Origin of the sequence: Pseudorhizobium xiangyangii, from assembly GCF_020531965.1 — a bacterium.
Lineage (GTDB): Bacteria > Pseudomonadota > Alphaproteobacteria > Rhizobiales > Rhizobiaceae > Neorhizobium > Neorhizobium xiangyangii.
Genome location: NZ_JAJAWH010000006.1, coordinates 44,337 through 63,848, shown reverse-complemented (window position 1 = coordinate 63,848; position 19,512 = coordinate 44,337). Strand labels below are relative to the sequence as shown.

General features: G+C 59.3%; 18 protein-coding genes. 6 read left to right on the top strand and 12 right to left on the bottom strand.

What is annotated here, in order from left to right:
- Positions 1-33: 33 nt before the first annotated feature.
- Entirely contained in the window at positions 34-1,440 is a 1,407-nt protein-coding gene (locus LH464_RS06900) for an RsmB/NOP family class I SAM-dependent RNA methyltransferase (protein WP_255648291.1), read from the bottom strand.
- Complete coding sequence (htpX, locus tag LH464_RS06895; RefSeq protein WP_226785640.1) at positions 1,431-2,393, bottom strand: zinc metalloprotease HtpX; 963 nt, start codon at positions 2,391-2,393, stop codon at positions 1,431-1,433. Before htpX ends, LH464_RS06900 begins: the two co-directional genes overlap by 10 nt.
- 103 nt (positions 2,394-2,496) lie before the next feature.
- Between htpX and LH464_RS06890 the strand changes: the two genes are divergently transcribed.
- Entirely contained in the window at positions 2,497-2,715 is a 219-nt protein-coding gene (locus LH464_RS06890) for a DUF1674 domain-containing protein (RefSeq protein WP_226785639.1), read from the top strand.
- Between the two features lie 50 nt (positions 2,716-2,765).
- The gene (locus tag LH464_RS06885) at positions 2,766-3,212 is read left to right on the top strand and encodes a thermonuclease family protein (protein WP_226785638.1); all 447 of its coding nucleotides are present in this window, start codon (positions 2,766-2,768) and stop codon (positions 3,210-3,212) included.
- Between the two features lie 52 nt (positions 3,213-3,264).
- Here the strand turns inward: LH464_RS06885 and acs are convergent, their stop codons facing one another.
- Positions 3,265-5,217, bottom strand: coding sequence for an acetate--CoA ligase (gene acs / locus LH464_RS06880; RefSeq protein WP_226785637.1), 1,953 nt, complete (start codon positions 5,215-5,217; stop codon positions 3,265-3,267).
- A 220-nt stretch (positions 5,218-5,437) separates the two neighbouring features.
- Here acs and LH464_RS06875 point away from each other — a divergent pair, with 220 nt between their 5' ends.
- A complete protein-coding gene (locus LH464_RS06875; RefSeq protein ID WP_226785636.1) occupies positions 5,438-6,139 on the top strand; it encodes a DUF1013 domain-containing protein in 702 nt (233 codons plus the stop codon).
- 77 nt (positions 6,140-6,216) lie between these two features.
- Here the strand turns inward: LH464_RS06875 and minE are convergent, their stop codons facing one another.
- The 5 genes from minE to LH464_RS06850 all read right to left on the bottom strand — a co-directional run bounded on the left by minE (position 6,217) and on the right by LH464_RS06850 (position 10,908).
- On the bottom strand, positions 6,217-6,477 hold the full coding sequence (minE, locus tag LH464_RS06870; protein WP_226785635.1) for a cell division topological specificity factor MinE: 261 nt from the start codon (positions 6,475-6,477) through the stop codon (positions 6,217-6,219).
- Positions 6,474-7,289 carry a septum site-determining protein MinD gene (gene minD, locus LH464_RS06865; protein WP_226785634.1) on the bottom strand — a complete coding sequence of 272 codons (816 nt, stop codon included), beginning with the start codon at positions 7,287-7,289 and terminating at the stop codon, positions 6,474-6,476. Before minD ends, minE begins: the two co-directional genes overlap by 4 nt.
- Before the next feature lie 31 nt (positions 7,290-7,320).
- On the bottom strand, positions 7,321-8,055 hold the full coding sequence (minC, locus tag LH464_RS06860) for a septum site-determining protein MinC (protein ID WP_226785633.1): 735 nt from the start codon (positions 8,053-8,055) through the stop codon (positions 7,321-7,323).
- Positions 8,056-8,223: 168 nt separating this feature from the next.
- Positions 8,224-10,158 (bottom strand): AMP-binding protein, encoded by a 1,935-nt coding sequence (locus LH464_RS06855; protein WP_226785632.1) that lies wholly within the window; start codon positions 10,156-10,158, stop codon positions 8,224-8,226.
- A gap of 90 nt (positions 10,159-10,248) precedes the next feature.
- Positions 10,249-10,908 carry a YggS family pyridoxal phosphate-dependent enzyme gene (locus LH464_RS06850; RefSeq protein ID WP_226785631.1) on the bottom strand — a complete coding sequence of 220 codons (660 nt, stop codon included), beginning with the start codon at positions 10,906-10,908 and terminating at the stop codon, positions 10,249-10,251.
- Between the two features lie 179 nt (positions 10,909-11,087).
- Between LH464_RS06850 and leuS the strand changes: the two genes are divergently transcribed.
- The 3 genes from leuS to holA are packed head-to-tail and all read left to right on the top strand — an operon-like array spanning position 11,088 to position 15,299.
- On the top strand, positions 11,088-13,718 hold the full coding sequence (gene leuS, locus LH464_RS06845) for a leucine--tRNA ligase (protein WP_226785630.1): 2,631 nt from the start codon (positions 11,088-11,090) through the stop codon (positions 13,716-13,718).
- Positions 13,708-14,271 (top strand): hypothetical protein, encoded by a 564-nt coding sequence (locus LH464_RS06840; protein ID WP_226785629.1) that lies wholly within the window; start codon positions 13,708-13,710, stop codon positions 14,269-14,271. The genes leuS and LH464_RS06840 overlap by 11 nt, the downstream gene beginning before the upstream one ends.
- On the top strand, positions 14,259-15,299 hold the full coding sequence (gene holA / locus LH464_RS06835) for a DNA polymerase III subunit delta (protein ID WP_226785628.1): 1,041 nt from the start codon (positions 14,259-14,261) through the stop codon (positions 15,297-15,299). Before LH464_RS06840 ends, holA begins: the two co-directional genes overlap by 13 nt.
- On the opposite strand, the gene LH464_RS06830 is transcribed toward holA, so the two are convergent.
- From LH464_RS06830 to mnmG, 4 genes are read right to left on the bottom strand one after another with little or no spacing between them, the layout of a single operon-like run.
- Complete coding sequence (locus LH464_RS06830; protein WP_226785627.1) at positions 15,300-16,175, bottom strand: ParB/RepB/Spo0J family partition protein; 876 nt, start codon at positions 16,173-16,175, stop codon at positions 15,300-15,302. It lies immediately after the preceding gene.
- 15 nt (positions 16,176-16,190) lie between these two features.
- Positions 16,191-16,979, bottom strand: coding sequence for a ParA family protein (locus tag LH464_RS06825; RefSeq protein WP_226785626.1), 789 nt, complete (start codon positions 16,977-16,979; stop codon positions 16,191-16,193).
- A 16-nt stretch (positions 16,980-16,995) separates the two neighbouring features.
- Positions 16,996-17,613 carry a 16S rRNA (guanine(527)-N(7))-methyltransferase RsmG gene (gene rsmG / locus LH464_RS06820; RefSeq protein ID WP_226785625.1) on the bottom strand — a complete coding sequence of 206 codons (618 nt, stop codon included), beginning with the start codon at positions 17,611-17,613 and terminating at the stop codon, positions 16,996-16,998.
- Positions 17,613-19,487, bottom strand: a complete 1,875-nt coding sequence (gene mnmG, locus LH464_RS06815) for a tRNA uridine-5-carboxymethylaminomethyl(34) synthesis enzyme MnmG (RefSeq protein ID WP_226785624.1) — start codon at positions 19,485-19,487, stop codon at positions 17,613-17,615. Before mnmG ends, rsmG begins: the two co-directional genes overlap by 1 nt.
- Between the last annotated feature and the right edge of the window lie 25 nt (positions 19,488-19,512).

Here is a 19,512-nt window from a genome sequence, read left to right as displayed (position 1 = left end):
CGAATACAATCGACTTCTATGGTAAAGAAATGCTTACCGTCGCCGCAACACGCTCGCGAAGAAGCCATCCAGGCCGCCAGGAAACCCCTCTGTAGCCGGTAACATTGCGGGCGTGGTGCGGAATTCCCCGACTGCGGAGACAGCCTCCTCCAGGCCGGGCCAATCCTTCGGATCAACCGGGACCCGCTCCAGGCCCTTGTCTTCAGCCAGCAGGTTGGCCACCAGTTGTTCGCCTTCCAGAGGATCGAGCGAGCAGTTGGAGAACACGATCAGGCCTCCCGGCTTCACCAGTTTGACCGCATGACGCAGCATTTTTGCCTGGAGTGCGGCCAGCTTGGCGATGTCCCCCGGACCCTTCGTCCAGAGAACATCGGGATGCCGGCGGGTCGTCCCCGTCGAGGAACATGGGGCATCCAGAAGCACGCCGTCCAGCAGTTCGTCCGGCGCAAACTGGAAGAGATCCTCCTGGACAAGATGCGCGCTTAGGCCCAGTCGCGTGAAATTTTCCTTGAGGCGGGCAAGACGATTGGCAGACAGCTCTACGGCAATCACCTCGGCGCCCGCTGCAGCGAGCTGTGCAGTCTTGCCGCCAGGTGCCGCGCAAAGGTCGGCAATACGCTTCCCCCTTATGTCGCCGAATAGCTTGGCCGGGATGCTGGCTGCCACATCCTGCACCCACCACTCCCCGTCTTCATAGCCCGGCAGGGAGGAAACGGCACCCTCGAAGGCGGGAAGGCGGACACTACCGGTCGGCAACAACCTCCCCTGCAACCGTTCGACCCAGGCCTCCGGATCCGACTTGACGGTGAGATCGATTGTCGGCGGGACAAGCTGCGCTTCGGCCATCTCGCGTGCAGCTTCAATTCCGTAAGCATCGGCCAGTCGTCCAAAAAACCATTCTGGAACCGGGGAAACGGAGGCCGTCTGCTCCAGTACCGCCTCCTTTTCACGGACAAGCCGGCGCAGGACCGCATTTACAAGCTTGGCGAACCGTCGGTTACGCGGGTCGCGATTGGCCTGCTCCACCGCGACGTCCACCACCGCATGCGACGGCACGTCGAGATGCAGTATCTGGGCTGCAGCAACCACGAGGACATGATGAAGCGCACGCGCACCCTCCGGCAGTGGACTGTCCAGCATGGCGCTTATGGCAGCCTCCAGCCGCGGCAGGTGCCGCAACGACGTGACGAGAATTGCGCGGGCAAGCGCCCGATCAGCATCGCTCAGCTGCTTATAGGCCGGGTTGCCATGGACCGGATCCAGCATTCCGTCGAGCGAAATCTTCTTGTCGATGGCAGCGGACAAGAGCTTCGACGCGACCATGCGCGTCTCCAACCCTGCCTTGGGAGGTCCGGCCAGTTCGCTGCTGCTATCCGGCACCCTCTTCTTGGAATGTGCCTTGAATGGTTTTTTGGCTGGCTTTTCTTGGTTCAAGACCAGGGTCCCTTGCGCGGCTCGGATGGACCGCGGCCCCAGCCGGTTTGGGGAACGGATCGCGCGGTGCGCGAGGGTCTATCAGCACCGAAGCCCGGCGTCGAGCCACCGGATCCGAACTCGGAGGCCATCTGCTGGAGGGCTGCGATGCGGTTTTCTGTGTTCGGGTGCGTCGAGAACAGATTGTCCATCCGCTCGCCGGAGAGCGGGTTGATAATGAACATATGTGCCGTCGCCGGGTTGCGCTCCGCGTCGTCGTTATGGATGACCTGCGCCGAGCCGGCGATCTTGCCAAGCGCGGAGGCAAGCCAGATCGGGTTTCCGCAAATCTCTGCACCACGCCGGTCGGCCGAGTATTCTCGCGTCCGGCTGATCGCCATCTGCACCAGCATGGCCGCCAGGGGCGCAACGATCATCGCGACCAGCACCCCGATAAAACCGAGCGGGTTGTTGTTTTCCCGGTTTCCACCGAAGAAGAAGGCAAAGTTGCCCAGCATCGAGATCGCACCGGCAAGGGTTGCTGTAATCGTCATGGTCAACGTGTCGCGGTACTGGATATGCGCAAGCTCATGCGCCATCACGCCTGCCACTTCCTCGGGAGTGAGGCTTTCCAACAGACCGGTTGACGCTGCGACGGCTGCATTCTGCGGGTTGCGGCCGGTCGCAAAGGCGTTCGGCTGCGGGCTGTCATAGACATAGACGTTCGGCATCGGCAGGCCCGCATTGTCGGAAAGCTGCCGTATCATCTGAAAGAGTTCCGGCGCATTGCGCTCGTCCACCGGCTGTGCCCGATAGGCCGACAGGACCATCTTGTCCGAGTTCCAGTAGGAGAAGAGGTTCATGCCGGCAGCCATCAGGAACGCGATCATCATGCCGCTGCGCCCGCCGATCAGGAATCCAACGCCCATGAACAGAGCCGTCATGAAGGCCAGAAGCATGGCGGTACGAATCATATTCATCATCGATCTCCGGAAGCCCGCGGCTTTATTGCCGGTGGTGAACGCTCTATGATGTGGTCTATCACCCTATTCTTTTCAATATTTCCGCACGACGGAGTGAACGATGCAGGCACCCGACAACGACAATAGCAACGTGACTACGGAAGACATGGCTCCAGAGAAGGTTCTCAGCCCGGCAGCCAAGCGCGCCCTCGCGGAGGCAGAGGAGCGTCGCCAGACGGAAGCGCGGGCCCAAGTGCCGACGGAAATCGGCGGCCGTGGCGGTGCCGACCCTGCTCGCTTCGGCGACTGGGAGATCAACGGCCGCGCCATCGACTTTTAGAGACATTTAATCCTATTGACATCGCACGAGTTAAGGAATTTATTCCTCTAATGCGAATCCTGTTGTCCACCATCCTGCAGCTAACCGTCGCGTTTACGGCGAATGCATCACCGCGCGATGAGATTGCCGGACCAGTCGAAGCGCAGGTTCTTCGCGTTATCGATGGTGATACGCTGCTCGTCGAGGCGCGGCCATGGCCGCAGCAGAAGGTCGAAGTCTACGTTCGTATCCGTGGCATCGATACGCCCGAAATCCGATCAAAGTGCCTGGAGATAAGGGAAGCCGGCCTTGCCGCCAGACGTGCTCTCGAGGAGCTGGCGGAGGCATCGGCGACCGTCCGGCTCAGCCGCATCTCAGGCGACAAATATTTCGGCCGCGTGGTGGCGGATGTTACCCTGGCAGGCGACATTCGGGCGGCGGACCATCTTTTGCTGGCTGGACTGGCGCAAGACTACGACGGCGGCCGGAAGCAGAAGCCCGCATGTGAAACCCGCTAAGTGCGAGGATAGGCAAAGGCCCGCCGAGCACGGCGGGCCTTCAATTCACGCGTCAGCCCGCCTTGTTCTGGCGGTTGGCGATCAGATCCTCGACGACGCCCGGATCGGCCAGGGTCGAGATATCGCCAAGCGCTCCAAAGTCATCTTCGGCAATCTTGCGCAGGATGCGGCGCATAATCTTGCCCGAGCGGGTCTTCGGCAGCCCCGGCGCAAACTGGATCTTGTCCGGCGTCGCAATCGGGCCGATCTCGCTTCTGACATGCTTGACCAGCTCCTGGCGTAGCGTGTCATCGCCATCATGGCCGGACATCAGCGTGACATAGCAGTAAATACCCTGCCCCTTGACGCTGTGCGGATAACCGACAACCGCCGCTTCCGACACGAGATCGTGCGATACCAGCGCCGATTCGACTTCCGCCGTACCCAGGCGGTGCCCGGAGACGTTGAGAACGTCGTCGACACGACCGGTAATCCAGTAGTAGCCATCCTCGTCACGCCGGCAACCGTCGCCGGTGAAGTACTTGCCCTTGTAGGTGGAGAAGTAAGTCTGGATGAAACGCTCGTGGTCGCCATAGACCGTGCGCATCTGCCCGGGCCAGGAATCGGCTATGCAGAGATTGCCGTCAGCGGCGCCTTCCAGCACGTTGCCCTCGTTGTCGACGAGTTGCGGCTGAACCCCGAAGAACGGTACCGTTGCCGATCCTGGCTTGAGATCCGTCGCACCCGGCAGCGGCGTGATCATATGGCCGCCCGTTTCCGTCTGCCACCAGGTGTCGATCACCGGGCAACGAGCATCCCCGACCACGCGATAGTACCATTCCCAGGCTTCGGGATTGATCGGCTCGCCGACGGTGCCCAGCAATCTGAGGCTGGAGCGAGAAGAGCGCGTCACAAACTCGTCGCCCGCCCCCATTAGCGAGCGGATGGCGGTCGGCGCGGTGTAGAAGATGTTGACCTTGTGCTTGTCGATAACCTCCCAGAACCGGCCTTGGTCCGGGAAGTTCGGTACGCCTTCGAACATCAGCGTTGTCGCGCAGTTCGCCAGCGGCCCGTAGACGATATAGGAGTGGCCGGTCACCCATCCGACGTCCGCCGTGCACCAGAAGATATCCCCGTCATGGTAGTCGAAGACGTATTCATGCGTCATCGCGGCGTAGACGAGATAGCCGCCGGTTGTGTGCAGCACACCCTTCGGCTTGCCGGTCGAACCCGAGGTGTAGAGGATGAACAGCGGATCTTCCGCCTTCATTTTCACCGGTTCGCAATGCCCCTTCACGCTTGCGATCTCCTGATGGTACCAGAGATCGCGACCCGGGGCCCAAGCGACCTTACCGCCAGTTCGGCGGACGACCAGCACATTCCTGACGGTCGTATACTGGCGCGCGGCAATATGGATCGCCTTGTCCGTATTCTCCTTGAGAGGCACGGGTTTCCCGCCGCGCACGCCTTCGTCACAAGTGATGACGAAGGTCGACTGGCAGTCGACGATTCGGCCGGCAAGCGCTTCCGGCGAGAAACCGCCAAAGACGACCGAATGCACGGCGCCGATACGGGCGCAAGCCAACATCGCATAGGTGGCTTCCGGGATCATCGGCATGTAGATGGTGACCCGGTCACCCTTCTTGACGCCCTGCTTTTTCAGGACGTTCGCGAGGCGGCAGACCTGATCGTAAAGCTGGTTGTAGGTGATCTTCTTGTCGATATACGGGTTGTCGCCTTCCCAGATGATCGCCGTCCGCTCGCCATGCGTCTTCAGATGGCGATCGATGCAGTTATAGGAGACGTTGGTAAGACCGTCCTCGAACCACTTGATCGAGACCTTGCCCTTGAAGGAGGTGTTCTTGACCTTGGTATAGGGCTTGAACCAATCGATGCGCCTGCCGTGCTTGCCCCAGAACTTGTCAGGGTTCTCGATGCTTTCCTCGTACCATTTCTCGTATTTTTCCTTGTCGATCAGCGCCAGGCTCTTGGTGGCGCGCGACACAGGATAAACCTTCTCGGACATGGTCTCCTCCCCATTCGTCACATCGAAAACCGGACCCTGAGATCCGGATCGTGCTGCATACATATCAGCTGAAACTGGCGCATCAATTAGACAAACGGTTCATGTTGCGCGATATTTGCAATTTGACCGCAATCCGGTTATAGACCGTCCGAATTCCCGGAAATTGTGGTTGATACCCACGCCCGCGACACCGGCGCGGACGGACAGAGGAACTATATCCATGGCTCAACAATTGCTTATGCCGAAGGCAACCGCGGTCTGGCTGGTCGACAATACCGCGCTTTCCTTCGATCAGATCGCCCAGTTCTGCAAGCTGCATCCGCTTGAGGTGAAGGCGATTGCCGATGGTGAGGCGGCGCAGGGCATCAAGGGTCTCGACCCGATCGCCACGGGCCAGCTCTCCCGCGACGAAATCCAGCGCGGCGAGGCCGACGTGAACCATAAGCTCAAGCTGTCCGAGCCGAAGGTACGCGTTCCCGAATCGAAACGCCGTGGCCCGCGTTACACGCCGGTCTCCAAGCGTCAGGACCGTCCCAATGCCATCCTCTGGCTTGTCCGCAATCATCCGGAGCTGAAGGACGCGCAGATTTCCCGCCTCGTCGGCACGACCAAGTCGACCATCGAACAGATTCGCGAGCGCACCCACTGGAACGCGGCGAACCTTGCCCCGATGGATCCGGTCACCCTCGGCCTCTGCAGCCAGATTGATCTCGATCTTGAAGTAGAGCGCGCTTCCAAGGGCCGGCCGCTGCCAACCGCAGCTGAACTCGGTGCGACCCTTCAATCAGCGACCGAGACCGAAAACCTCGGCTATCGCGCCGATCGCGAAGAGGAAAAGGAAATCGACGCCGACGCCGTCTTCGCCAAGCTCAGCTCCTTGAAGTCGGCCCCGCGCGACGAAGACGAGGACGATCGCTACTAAGCTTCCTTATCCGCAGAATACAGAAAGCCCGCCGGATCGCTCCGGCGGGCTTTCTTGTCTGGATGGCAGCGTGTGTATCAGGCAGCCTTCAAGGTAGCATCGAGCGGGATTTCCACGTCGATCTCCAGGATCGAAACGTTCTCGTCCCGGTCCATCTTGATCTTCACCTTGTCGTTGTCGAGCTGTACGTGCTTGGCGATCACCGCCAGGATTTCCTCACGAAGCACGGAGACAAGGTCGGAACTGCTCGAGGCGCGTTCATGGGCAAGAAGTACCTGCAGTCTTTCGCGCGCCATCGGCGCCGACCGCTGCTTGCGAAACAGGGCGAAAATGCTCATGCGGCCTTCCTTCCGAAAATCTTGCCGAAGAATCCACGCTTCTCACCCGGAATGGTGATCGGTACGGTCTCACCGGCCAGGCGGCGTGCGGCATCGAAGTAAGCCATGGCAGGTGCACTGTTTGCATCCGCAAGCGTCACCGGTGCACCAATATTGGAGGCACGCAAGACATCCATGCTCTCAGGAATGATCCCGAGCAGCGGAATGGAGAGGATCTCCAGCACGTCATCGACCTTGAGCATGTCGCCGCGCTCGGCGCGGTTGGCGTCGTAGCGGGTCAGCAGCAGGTGCTTCTCCATCCGCTCGCCCCGTTCTGCCTTCAGGGTCTTTGCATCGAGCAGGCCGATGATGCGATCCGAATCGCGGACTGAAGAGACTTCCGGGTTGGTCACCACGACTGCGACGTCAGCGTGCCGCATGGCAAGCGTGGCACCGCTTTCGATACCAGCCGGGCTGTCGCAGATAACCCAGTCAAAATAGCGCTTCAGCTCGGCAATGACGGCCTCCACACCTTCCGGCGTCAGCGCATCCTTGTCGCGTGTCTGTGAGGCCGGCAGGAGGAAAAGCGTTTCGACCCGCTTGTCGCGGATCAGTGCCTGCGGCAGCTTTGCGTCACCCTGGATGACGTTGACAATATCGTAGACGACGCGGCGTTCGGCACCCATCACCAGATCGAGATTACGCAGGCCGACGTCAAAGTCGACAACCGCAACCTTGTCGCCCCTCTTGGCCAATGCTGCGCCGAGCGCGGCGGAGGATGTCGTCTTGCCGACCCCGCCCTTACCCGACGTCACCACAATGACTTTCCCCATAGATTCTCTCCTGTTTTCCGGCCCTTTGGGCTCAGATAAGTGTCTCTGCCATGATCATATCGTTCTCAAGCCAGAGCTGGACGGGCTGTCCCCTCAGGCTTTCCGCCATGTTCTCTGCAACTTGGTAGATGCCGTCGATCGCCAGGAGTTCTGCCTCCAGCTTTCGGCAGAAGATTCGTGCTGAGGCGTTGCCGACGGAACCGGCCATCACCCGGCCGCGAAGCGCGCCATAGATATGGACTGATCCACCGGCGATCACTTCGGCTCCGGAGGCAACCGACCCGATTACAGTCACGTCGCCTTCCGGAAAAATGACGGACTGGCCGGAACGGATCGGTTCATGGATGATCATTGACGGCAGGGCCTGACGAACCTCTCCCACCGACACAGCCGATTTCATCTCAGTGGCGGAGACCTCCGCTGCCGGTTCCTTTGCCATTGCCTCTTCTGAAACAGGGCGTCCGCCCTTCAGGCTGGGCGGCATTCCAGGCCCCAGCAAGGATGGCCGCGCGCCCTCGATCCCCATAATACTGACATTACGCTCGGCGAAGGCTGCGAGCAGTTCCTTCAGCTCTGCCCTGTCGATCTGCAGGTCGCTTACATCCAGCACCACAGGCCGATTGAGGAAGAAGCCCGCCGATCGAGACGCCAGGTCGTCGAGCCGCTTCAGCCAATCATCCAGGGGCATGTCGGGGGAAAAAACAACCGCCAGGAAGGAGCGGCCTTTGATACGGATAGAACGAGCATCTGTTAGCACTTTGGTCATCTACGTAAACAAATCATTGCCAGGATGTAGCTCTCCCATGGTTAACAAATAGTTAATATGCTGGCGTGGGGCTTAAGATTTGGGGGGGCAGGCCCGCCCCCGTGCGAACGAAAAAGCCCCGGCTTCATCCGGGGCCTTTCGATCGACAACATCCAACGTTTTCAAGTACTACGCGGCCGTCCCGGCGTCTGACGCCTTGGCGTAGCCATGCGCTTTCAGGATCTCGATGATTTCCTCCAGAATGGCAGGATCGTCGATGGTCGCCGGCATCTTCCACGGCAACCCGTCGGCGATCTTCTGCATCGTTCCACGCAGGATCTTTCCGGAGCGGGTCTTGGGCAGGCGTTTGACGACCATGACCGTGCGGAAAGCCGCCACCGGCCCGATCTCGTTGCGGATCAGGTCGATGACCTCCCTTTCGATGAGCTTCTCCTCACGCGTGACATTGTTCTTGAGCACCAGGAACCCGCACGGGATCTGCCCTTTCAATGAATCCGCCACACCGACGACGGCGCACTCCGCAACATCCGGATGTGTCGCGCATACTTCTTCCATGGCACCCGTGGACAGGCGGTGGCCGGCACAGTTGATGATGTCGTCCGTGCGAGCCATGACGAAGAGATAGTCGTCGTCGTCGAGCAGTCCCGCATCCGCCGTCTTGTAGTAGCCCGGAAACTCCTCGAGGCAGGTCTGCCGGAAACGGTCGTCCGCATTCCAGAAGCTGACTAGGCAGCCAGGCGGCAGCGGTAGTTTGACGACGATATTGCCGAGCGTATTGGACACAACCGGATGTCCCTCATCGTCCAGTACATGGATCGTATAGCCCGGCATGGGTCTCGTTGGAGATCCCGGCTTGAAGGGCAGGAGCCCGAGCCCCACCGGGTTGCCGACCATCGGCCAGCCCGTTTCCGTCTGCCACCAGTGGTCGATCACCGGAACCTTCAATACCTGCTCTGCCCATTTCAGCGTTTCGGTGTCGGCGCGCTCGCCGGCCAGAAACAGTGCACGCATTCCGCTGAGATCGTACTCCGCGGCCATTGCTGCCTCTGGATCATCCCTCCGGATGGCGCGGAAGGCAGTCGGCGCCGTGAATAGGACCTTCACGTCGTATTCCGAGACGATTCTCCAATAGGTGCCGGCGTCGGGCGTCCCGACCGGCTTGCCTTCGAACAATACGGTCGTATTGCCTGCGAGAAGCGGCCCATAGACGATGTAGGAATGGCCGACGACCCAGCCGATATCCGACGCGGCCCAGAAGACCTCTCCCGGTTTCACGCCGAAGAGGTTATCCATTGTCCAGTTGAGCGCGACCATATGGCCGCCATTGTCACGAACGACCCCTTTTGGCTGGCCGGTGGTTCCTGACGTATAGAGTATGTAGAGCGGGTCGGTCGCCGCCACTGGTTGGCAGGGAACGACCGTTCCCTTGTTCTTTTCGGCTTCGACCGCTCGGCTGAAGTCCATATCCCCATGCTCGTAGCGCAGCGGCGTGTGCAGTTCGTCCCGCTGCAGGATCAGGCAGGCATCCGGCTTCACCTTCGCCAGGTCTATCGCGTGGTCGAGCAGCGGTTTGTAGGCCACCACCCGCCCCGGCTCGAGGCCGCAGCTCGCGCTGACCACCACCTTCGCCCCGCAGTCGTCGATCCGGGCTGCCAGTTCATGCGCGGCAAATCCACCGAACACAACGGAGTGGATCGCCCCCAGCCGCGCGCAGGCGAGCATCGAGAACACCGCCTCCGGCACCATAGGCATGTAGATGATCACTCGGTCACCCTTGCCGACACCGCAATTACGAAGCACTGCGGCGATTGCCTGGACCTCATCGAGAACCTGGCTATAGGTGAAGATCCGCTTCGTGCCATTCATGGCGCTGTCGTATATCAGCGCGTCCTGCTCCCCCCGGCCCGCTTTGACATGACGGTCGATGCAGTTGTAGCAGGTATTGGTCTCGCCGCCGGTGAACCAGCGCCCGTAGACACCCTGGTCCTTGTCAAAGACCTTCTCGACCGGTTTGAACCAGTGAAGTTTCTCGGCCTGGCGCCGCCAAAAGTCTTCCGGTGCCGCCTGCCAGTCCCGGTAGACGTCGAAATATGTGCTCTGCATCTGCTCCTCCCATGGTCCCAGCGCAGCCTTGGGGACCACATTAGGATGGGGTAGAGTGTCTGGAAAGCCAGACTAAAGGGCTATTGAGCCTTAGCGACTACCAAAGATAGCAGATCCGACACGCACGCTGGTAGCGCCGAATTGGATCGCTGTCTCGAAATCACCCGACATGCCCATGGAGAGCTTCTCGACTCCGCATTCCGTTGCGAGCTTTGCGAGGAGCGCAAAGTGCGGGCCGGGATTCTCCTCCGCCGGGGGGATGCACATCAGCCCTTCGATGGTGAGACCGAGTTCGGTTCGGCAAAACGTCACGAAGGTAGCAGTTTCCTTTGGGGGAATGCCCGCCTTCTGCGGCTCCAAGCCCGTGTTGACCTGCACATAGAGACGCGGCTTCCGGCCCTGTCTCATCATCTCATCGGCAAGAGCGCGCGCGATTTTTTCCCGGTCCACCGTCTCGATCACGTCGAAGAGCGCGACTGCTTCTGCTGCCTTGTTGGACTGCAGGGGACCGATCAGATGCAGTTCGATATCCGCGAACTCCCGTTTCAGGCCTGGCCACTTGCCTTCGCTTTCCTGAACGCGGTTTTCGCCGAAGACGCGCTGGCCGGCGGCGATCGCAGGCCGGATCTGATCGGCATCGAACGTCTTCGAAACGGCAACCAGTGAAACCGCTCCCGATGAACGGTTGGCCTGGCGTTCGGCGGTGGCGATCCGAGACAACACATCCTTCAGCTGCTTTTCCGTCGTCATGCCGGCTCTCCTGTTGCTGCGCCCGCCAGCGATTAACCGGCATGTTCCCGTCTGCCAAGATCAAAGCGGCTATGCATGAAACTTTACCGGCGCTGAAACCCGTAAAACTTGACGCTTGAGGGGTTTCATGATGAAGGTCTGGGCCAATCCCTGTCTGCATTTCCCGGAATATTATTTAAATGGCGAGTGAACGTTACAATCCGCGCGAGGCCGAGCCACGCTGGCAGCAAAGATGGAACGAGGCGAAGGTCTTCGAGACCGATAACGCCGATCCGCGCGAGAAATATTACGTCCTCGAGATGTTCCCGTATCCGTCGGGTCGCATCCACATGGGCCACGTGCGCAATTATGCCATGGGCGATGTCGTTGCTCGCTACAAGCGGGCGAGGGGCTACAATGTCCTTCACCCGATGGGCTGGGACGCCTTTGGCATGCCGGCTGAAAACGCCGCGCGCGACAACAAGGTGCATCCCAAGGAATGGACGTACCAGAACATCGCCTCGATGAAGGCGCAGCTGAAGGCCATGGGGCTTTCGCTGGACTGGACACGCGAGTTCGCGACCTGCGACGTGGAATACTATCATCGCCAGCAGCATCTCTTCCTGGACATGATGGAAAAGGGCCTGGTCTATCGCAAGCAGTCGAAGGTGAACTGGGACCCGGTCGATCAGACCGTGCTCGCCAACGAACAGGTCATCGACGGCCGTGGCTGGCGCTCCGGCGCGCTGGTCGAGCAGCGCGAACTGGTCCAGTGGTTCTTCAAAATCACCGACTTCAGTGAAGACCTGCTCGACGCCCTGGACACACTTGACCAGTGGCCGGAAAAGGTCCGGCTGATGCAGAAGAACTGGATCGGTCGCTCGGAAGGCATGACCATTCGCTGGCAGCTGGTCTCCGGAACCGCGCCGTCCGGCCACTCGGAGGTGTCGGTCTACACCACACGCCCCGATACGCTCTTTGGTGCTTCTTTCCTTGCAATTGCCGCGGATCACCCGCTTGCAAAGGAAGCCGCTGCGCAGAATCCGGCTATCGAAGCCTTCGTTGAGGAATGCCACCGCCACGGCACGTCGCTAGCTGCGCTGGAAACCGCCGAGAAAAACGGTATCGATACGGGCATCCGCGTCAAGCACCCGCTCGACCCGTCCTGGGAACTGCCGGTTTACGTCGCCAACTTCGTTCTGATGGAATACGGCACCGGGGCGATCTTTGGCTGCCCCTCTGGTGACCAGCGAGACCTCGATTTCGCCCGTAAGTATGACCTGCCGGTCGTGCCGGTGGTCATGCCGGCAGACGCCGACGCTGCGGGTTTCGAGATCGGCGACACTGCCTATGATGGCGATGGCGTCATGATCAACTCCCGCTTCCTGGACGGCAAGACCCCCGAAGAAGCTTTCCAGCTGGTCGCCGACCGCTTTTCAAGTACGCTGCTTGGCAACATGCCGCAGGGTGAGCGCAAGGTGAACTTCCGCCTGCGCGACTGGGGCATCTCGCGCCAGCGCTATTGGGGCTGCCCGATCCCGGTCATTCATTGCGAAGTCTGCGGCGTTGTACCCGTGCCGAAGAAAAACCTGCCGGTACAGCTGCCGGATGATGTGACCTTCGACCAGCCAGGCAATCCGCTTGACCGCCATCCGACCTGGCGTCACGTCGGCTGCCCGCAGTGCGGCGCCGATGCGCGCCGTGAAACCGACACGATGGACACCTTCGTTGACTCGAGCTGGTATTTCACGCGCTTTACGGCTCCGTGGGAAGATGCCCCGACCGACCCGAAGGCGGCCAATCACTGGCTCCCGGTGGACCAGTATATCGGCGGCATCGAGCACGCCATCTTGCATCTGCTCTATTCCCGTTTCTTCACGCGAGCCATGAAGGAAACGGGCCATGTGGACGTGAAGGAACCCTTCAAGGGGCTGTTCACACAAGGCATGGTGGTCCACGAGACCTACCGCCGCGCCAACGGCGCACATGGCGAATGGGTCGCTCCCGCCGATATCTCTATCGAGGAAATCGACGGGAAGCGGCGGGCTACGCTGATGTCGACGGGCGAGGAGATTACGATCGGCTTGATCGAGAAGATGTCGAAGTCGAAGAAGAACGTCGTCGATCCGGACGATATCATCGCCTCATATGGCGCTGATACTGCTCGCTTTTTTGTTCTGTCCGACTCACCGCCTGATCGCGATGTCATATGGTCGGAAGCAGGGGTCGAAGGTGCGCACCGTTTCACGCAGCGTATGTGGCGACTGATTTCCGAGGCTGCACCCAACCTTGCCACCGTATCTTCGAATCCGGCTAAGGAAGGTGAGGGGCTGGCGATTTCCCAAGCTGCCCACAAAACGCTTAAGGCAGTCCAAGACGATTACGACAGGTTGTCCTTCAACAAAGCAGTTGCGCGTATCTATGAGCTTGTGAACAGTCTTGCCGCTCCTTTGACGCGCGTCATCGCTGGAGAAGGGGACAAAGACTATCGCGCCGCAGTGCGCGATGCCGCCCAGATCCTCGTTCAGATCGTGGCCCCGATGACGCCGCATCTTGCAGAAGAGTGCTGGGCTGTGCTCGGAAACAACGAGCTGCTTTCGCGCACGGACTGGCCTCGGTATGATGCCGCGCTCGTTGTCGAGAACGAGATCACGCTACCGGTGCAGATCAACGGCAAGAAGCGTGCGGAATTGACAATCGCGCGCGACGCGGCTCAAGATGCCATCGAGGCTGCGGTTCTACAATTGGATGCTGTGCGTGCTGCAATGGACGGGCGGGCACCGAGAAAAATCATCATCGTCCCACAGAGGATTGTGAACATTGTCGTTTGACGCCTTCCGCTCCATCCGCCGGCTTGCAACACTTGCCACAGGTCTGATCGTCGTAGCGGGGCTGTCTGCTTGTCAGGTCCGCCCGCTTTATTCTGAAGCGTCTGGGACAGGGACAAAGCTGGCTGCGATCGCATTCTCCGACGCTTCCGACCGAGTAGGACAGGTCGTCCGCAATCAGCTTATTTTCCTCACTTCCGGTGGGGAAGGCGAAGCTTCTAACCCTCAGTATCAGGTTCAGTTGTCTGTCTATTCGACCTATAGCGACATTCTGGATGACGAGGATGCCCGTGGATTGCAGCCTGGGCGCGTGGTTGTGTCTGGCACATACGCCATATCTCGTGTCAGCGATGGTCAGGTGCTGAAGTCCGGTTCTCGTAGAGCAACCGCACTTCTAGACGTTTCGCGCCAGGAGTTTGCCGAGCTTCGATCCGTCCGGGACGCGGAGAACCGGGCGGCACGTGAGCTTGCGGAATTCATCCGCGCCGATCTTGCGATCGCGCTGGCCAAAGAGCCGCCTCAAACGCCCCAGCCACAAGTGACATGGCAGAAATAAAGTCGCACGAGTTCGAGCGCTTCGCAGAGCGTTCAAGAGAACTCTATCGGATCTTCGTGATCTATGGTCCCGACCGCGGTCTTGTATCTGAGCGCGCGGCTCTGCTCGCCAAAAAGACGGGCATAGTACAGGACGACCCGTTTGCGACCCTGAAACTCAGCGTATCTGACCTCCAGAATGACCCCGGTCGACTACTGGACGAGGTCAACGCACTCGGCCTGTTCGGCGGCGACAAGCTCATATGGCTGCGTGGCGCCTCGAACGAGAAGGCACTTCTGGATGCCATGTCGGTGCTTGCCGATGGGCCGGCCCCCGCAAATATTCTGATTGTCGAAGCAGGCGAGTTGAAGAAGGGAAGCGGGCTGCGCAAGATTGCCGAACCGTCGAAGCTGATAGCAATCGTTCCCTGCTATGCGGATGATGTCCGCGCGCTGAACGCTTTGATAGACATGGAACTGGCAGCCGACGGCCTTGCCATCACTTCCACAGCACGTAGTCACCTTCTGGACCTACTCGGCGGCGACCGCGCGGCGTCGAGGAACGAGATTCGCAAGCTGGCGCTTTACTGCCGCGGCGCAGGAACGATCGAGGAAGAAGATGTTGCGGCAATCATTGGCGACGCCAGCAGTGTTTCGGCAGACGAGGCGGTAGACGCGGTCCTAACGGGCGACCTTCCTGCACTTCGGCATGCCCTTCAGAAGGTGAGCACGTCAAAGACCCCGATCTTCCTCGTCCTCCAGTCCTGCCTCAAGCAGTTCCAGATGATGGAACTCATGCGCGCAGAAATGGATGACAAGAAGATGCAGCCGGGCCAGGTGATGATGACGCTCGGTCGGCATATCCACTTCAAGCGTAAGCCCTTGATTGAAAGGGCACTCAGAAGCTGGCAGGCAGAGGGAATAAGCCGTGAGACAGAGCGGCTTCAGGGCGCAATACTGCAAACCCGGCAAAAGCAAAGCCTGGAGGACAGCATTGCCTTCCAGGCCCTTATGGCGATCGCCATACAGTCCGCTCGCGCGCAGCGTTAATCAGCGGCGCTCTAACAGCCTGCAGATCTCTTCCAGCTGCTCAAGTGTCCGGTAGTTGATCCGCACCTGGCCGGAACCACCACGATGATTGATTTTTACGTCCAGACCAAGCGAGTCGGAAAGCGTGCGCTCCAGCGCCAGCGTATCGGAATCCTTTTGGTCCGACTTTCCCGCTGCTGGCTCCGACTGAGCCTTGATATCGTTCTGGGCAAGACGCTCCGCATCGCGAACCGACATCCCCTTGGAAACGATCATGCGGGCAAGAGAAACCGGATCCGATGTGGTGATCAGCGCTCTCGCGTGGCCGGCGGAAAGATCGCCTGACGATAGCATATCTCGGACGGGTTCCGGGAGCTTAAGCAGCCGCAGGCTGTTGGCGACGTGACTACGGCTTTTGCCGATAATGCCGCCAAGATCGTTCTGTGTATAGCCGTATTCCGCAATTAGCTGATCGTAGCCCAGGGCCTCTTCAAGCGGATTGAGGTCAGCGCGCTGAACGTTTTCTACGATGGCGATTTCCAAAGCCGTCCGGTCGTCAACGTCACGAACAATAACCGGAATTTCGTGAAGCCCGGCCAGTTGCGCCGCGCGCCAACGGCGTTCGCCGGCGATGATCTCATAGCGATCTTCGACGGGGCGGACGACAACCGGCTGGACAATTCCGTGCTGGCGGATCGAACTTGCCAGATCCTGCAGATCACCCTCATCGAACTGCCGACGCGGATTACGCGGATTACGGCTGACATGCTCGATCGGCACCATACGGTCCGCGCTGACGCCCTTGGGCGCGGCATCTACCGGAACAGGTTGGTCCATCTGTCCGATCAGGGCTGCAAGGCCGCGGCCGAGCCGTCGTTTCGAAAGATCGTCACTCATTCTTGTCACCAATAGTTAGGCCGCTTTGCGGCGACGCTCTCGCTGGATAACCTCCGACGCCAGCTGAAGATAGGCCTGGCTTCCGGCGCATTTGAGATCGTAAAGGAGGGCAGGCTTCCCATAAGAGGGGGCTTCGGACACGCGAACATTCCGCGGGATCAACGTATGGTAGACCTTGTCGCCAAGATAAGTCCGCACGTCGTTCACAACTTGCTGCGCCAGATTGTTTCGTGAATCGAACATCGTCAGCACGATACCCTGGATGTCCAGACCCGGATTTACCGTTTCGCGCACCTGGTTCACGGTCTCCAGCAACTGGCTCAGTCCCTCGAGGGCAAAGAACTCGCATTGAAGCGGCACGAGGACAGATTGCGCAGCCGCCATTGCATTCATCGTCAACAGGTTGAACGATGGCGGGCAATCAAGGATCACATAGGAGTAGGGCAGCAACTCCTGGTGCAGCGCGCGCTTGAGCCGAAAAACGCGATCCGCCTCCTGGGAAATTTCCATTTCAAATCCCAGAAGATCCATCGTGGACGGTATGATGGAGAGGTTGGGGACGGCGGTCGGCATGACGGTTTGTTCGACAGTGTGCGTCCCCATCAGCAGATCGTAGGACGAAACAGCCCTATCACGCCGATCAATTCCCAGGCCCGTACTGGCATTTCCCTGCGGGTCCAGGTCCACGATAAGCACATGCTCACCGATTGCCGCTAGGGCGGTTGCGAGATTGATGGCGGTCGTCGTCTTGCCGACGCCACCCTTCTGGTTCGCTATGGTGATAATACGATTACTGTGGTTCATGCCGCACCTGACGACGCTATGGATCCTTGGGACGGAGATCGCTGATCTCGAGAATAACCGAGTCGGTCTCAACGACGCTTGGATGTATTACCAGATCGAAGTCCCAATCACCACGCGCTTTGTCTACCTCCCGTCTGTAATCCCGGCCTTTGTGCAGCAAAGCCTTCGTTTCAGTTCCGATCATCCAGGGCGAGATATAGCGAAAAAGGAGATCTAGATCGGCCAGCGCTCTCGCCGAGATGACATCACAGGCACCGATCTTGCCTTGTGCATCCTCGATCCGGACCGGATGAACCGTTCCCCGCGCTTTGGTCTCCATCAGGGCAACTCGTAGAAACGAGGCCTTCTTGTGGTTGCTTTCCACGAGGTGAACCCAGCCGTCGTCAAACTCGCTGGCAAGAATAGCAGTAATAATTCCGGGAAATCCTCCCCCGGAACCCAGATCCAGCCAGACCGCCGGCTTCGGATGGAGATGGAAAAGCTGCGCGCTGTCCACAATATGCCGGTTCCACAACTCGTCGAGTGTTGACGGGGCGACGAGGTTTATGCTTTTGGCCCACTTGCCGAACAGTTCCGCAAAATGCTCAAGCTTCTGCTGCGTTTCACGTGAAACACGTCTTCCGTTCAACTGCATCACTGGACTCGCATTGCGGGTTTTGCATTCTGTTTACGCATCAACGCCAGAAGCAAAGCGGATGCGGCGGGCGTCATGCCTTCAATTTTCGAAGCGTGGGCAAGAGTGGCAGGGCGCTGCGCCGATAGCTTTCTCTTCAACTCATTCGAAAGCCCAGAGAGCTCTGAATAGTCAAAGTCATCAGGTATCACCAAGCTCTCGTCCCGGCGGAGCGCCAGAATGTCCCCCTGCTGTCTATCGATATAGACGGCATAGCCGGCCTCTATTTCCAGGGCATCCGAGACGCGCGGCTGAACGGAGTTGAACTCGGTCCAGATCCTCTTCACATCCACCATGGTGAGGTCAGGATGAGCCAGGAGCTCGTAAGCGTTACGCCGTTGTCCGTCGCGGTTGAGTTTCAGGCCATACTGGTCAGCCTCATTCGGCGTCACCGAAACGGCTTGCAGTCGTTCGCGCCACATTGCCAGATCAGTCTCATATGCGATGAAGCGTTCAGCTCTTCTGCTGCCCACCAATCCAAGGCGCGCACCTTCCGGCGTAAGCCTTTCGTCCGCGTTGTCGGCCCGCAATGAAAGCCTGTACTCCGCCCTGGAGGTGAACATGCGGTAGGGCTCCGTAACCCCCCTCGTGGTCAGGTCATCAATCATAACGCCGATATAAGAACTAGAGCGGCTAAAGTGATAGGCAGTGCTGCCACCCGCCTTGAGTGCTGCGTTAAGGCCAGCAACCAGTCCCTGCGCCGCTGCCTCTTCATATCCGGTCGTGCCATTGATTTGACCGGCGAGGAAAAGTCCAGGAAGCTTCTTAACCTCGAGAGCGGCAGATAGCTCTCGCGGGTCAACATGGTCATACTCGATCGCATATCCAGGTTGCACAATCCTGACCTTTTCCAATCCCGGGATAGTGCGGATGAAGAGATCCTGAATAATGGCGGGTAAAGAGGTGGAAATGCCGTTCGGATATACGGTGCTATCGTCCAAACCTTCCGGCTCCAGAAAAATCTGATGGCCATCCCGTTCTCCGAAGCGAACGATCTTGTCTTCAATGGATGGGCAATAGCGTGGCCCCACACCTTCGATCTGGCCTGAATACATGGCTGATTGATGGATGTTCTCGCTGATGATCCGGTGGGTTGCATCAACTGTGCGGGTCACTCCACAAGCAACCTGAGGATTCACGATCGCATCCGTCATGAATGAGAACGGTACAGGAATATCGTCCGCTTCCTGCCGGCCGACTGAAGTCCAGTCGATCGTGGTTCCGTCAAGGCGGGCAGGGGTGCCGGTCTTCAACCGCCCCAACTGTATACCGAACCGCTGCAGAGTGGAGGAAAGGCCAAGTGAAGGCGCTTCACCAACTCGCCCCGCAGGTGTCCTTTCGGATCCGATATGAATGAGGCCGCGCAGAAATGTTCCCGTCGTCAACACAACGGACTCGCATGGGAAGCTTCGTCCGTCGCCAAGAATTACGGCTGTAACTCTTTGATTCTCAAAAGATATGTCGTAGGCGTCGCCCTCGATTACCTCCAGGTTGGGGTGTTCGAAGATTTCGCGCTGCATCGCAAGTCGATAGAGTTTGCGGTCTGCCTGCGTGCGTGGGCCACGCACTGCCGGACCCTTACGACGATTGAGCAGACGGAACTGAATGCCCGCTGCGTCGGCAACACGGCCCATCAACCCGTCGAGGGCATCCACTTCCCGAACGAGGTGCCCCTTGCCAAGACCCCCGATCGCAGGATTGCAGGACATGACGCCGATCGTGTCACGCTTGTGCGTGATCAAGGCGGTTCTGGCGCCCAAGCGCGCCGCCGCGCTGGCCGCCTCGCAACCTGCATGGCCTCCGCCAATTACGATGACATCATACCGCCCGGTCATTTGCTCACTACCATGGTGTGTTTCA

Excerpts from the sequence above, each read along its gene's own strand:
- htpX (WP_226785640.1), bottom strand. The coding sequence starts at position 2,393 with ATGAATATGATTCGTACCGCCATGCTTCTGGCCTTCATGACGGCTCTG.
- LH464_RS06890 (WP_226785639.1), top strand. The coding sequence starts at position 2,497 with ATGCAGGCACCCGACAACGACAATAGCAACGTGACTACGGAAGACATG.
- LH464_RS06885 (WP_226785638.1), top strand. The coding sequence starts at position 2,766 with ATGCGAATCCTGTTGTCCACCATCCTGCAGCTAACCGTCGCGTTTACG.
- acs (WP_226785637.1), bottom strand. The coding sequence starts at position 5,217 with ATGTCCGAGAAGGTTTATCCTGTGTCGCGCGCCACCAAGAGCCTGGCG.
- LH464_RS06875 (WP_226785636.1), top strand. The coding sequence starts at position 5,438 with ATGGCTCAACAATTGCTTATGCCGAAGGCAACCGCGGTCTGGCTGGTC.
- minE (WP_226785635.1), bottom strand. The coding sequence starts at position 6,477 with ATGAGCATTTTCGCCCTGTTTCGCAAGCAGCGGTCGGCGCCGATGGCG.
- minD (WP_226785634.1), bottom strand. The coding sequence starts at position 7,289 with ATGGGGAAAGTCATTGTGGTGACGTCGGGTAAGGGCGGGGTCGGCAAG.
- minC (WP_226785633.1), bottom strand. The coding sequence starts at position 8,055 with ATGACCAAAGTGCTAACAGATGCTCGTTCTATCCGTATCAAAGGCCGC.
- LH464_RS06855 (WP_226785632.1), bottom strand. The coding sequence starts at position 10,158 with ATGCAGAGCACATATTTCGACGTCTACCGGGACTGGCAGGCGGCACCG.
- LH464_RS06850 (WP_226785631.1), bottom strand. The coding sequence starts at position 10,908 with ATGACGACGGAAAAGCAGCTGAAGGATGTGTTGTCTCGGATCGCCACC.
- leuS (WP_226785630.1), top strand. The coding sequence starts at position 11,088 with ATGGCGAGTGAACGTTACAATCCGCGCGAGGCCGAGCCACGCTGGCAG.
- holA (WP_226785628.1), top strand. The coding sequence starts at position 14,259 with ATGGCAGAAATAAAGTCGCACGAGTTCGAGCGCTTCGCAGAGCGTTCA.
- LH464_RS06830 (WP_226785627.1), bottom strand. The coding sequence starts at position 16,175 with ATGAGTGACGATCTTTCGAAACGACGGCTCGGCCGCGGCCTTGCAGCC.
- LH464_RS06825 (WP_226785626.1), bottom strand. The coding sequence starts at position 16,979 with ATGAACCACAGTAATCGTATTATCACCATAGCGAACCAGAAGGGTGGC.
- rsmG (WP_226785625.1), bottom strand. The coding sequence starts at position 17,613 with ATGCAGTTGAACGGAAGACGTGTTTCACGTGAAACGCAGCAGAAGCTT.
- mnmG (WP_226785624.1), bottom strand. The coding sequence starts at position 19,487 with ATGACCGGGCGGTATGATGTCATCGTAATTGGCGGAGGCCATGCAGGT.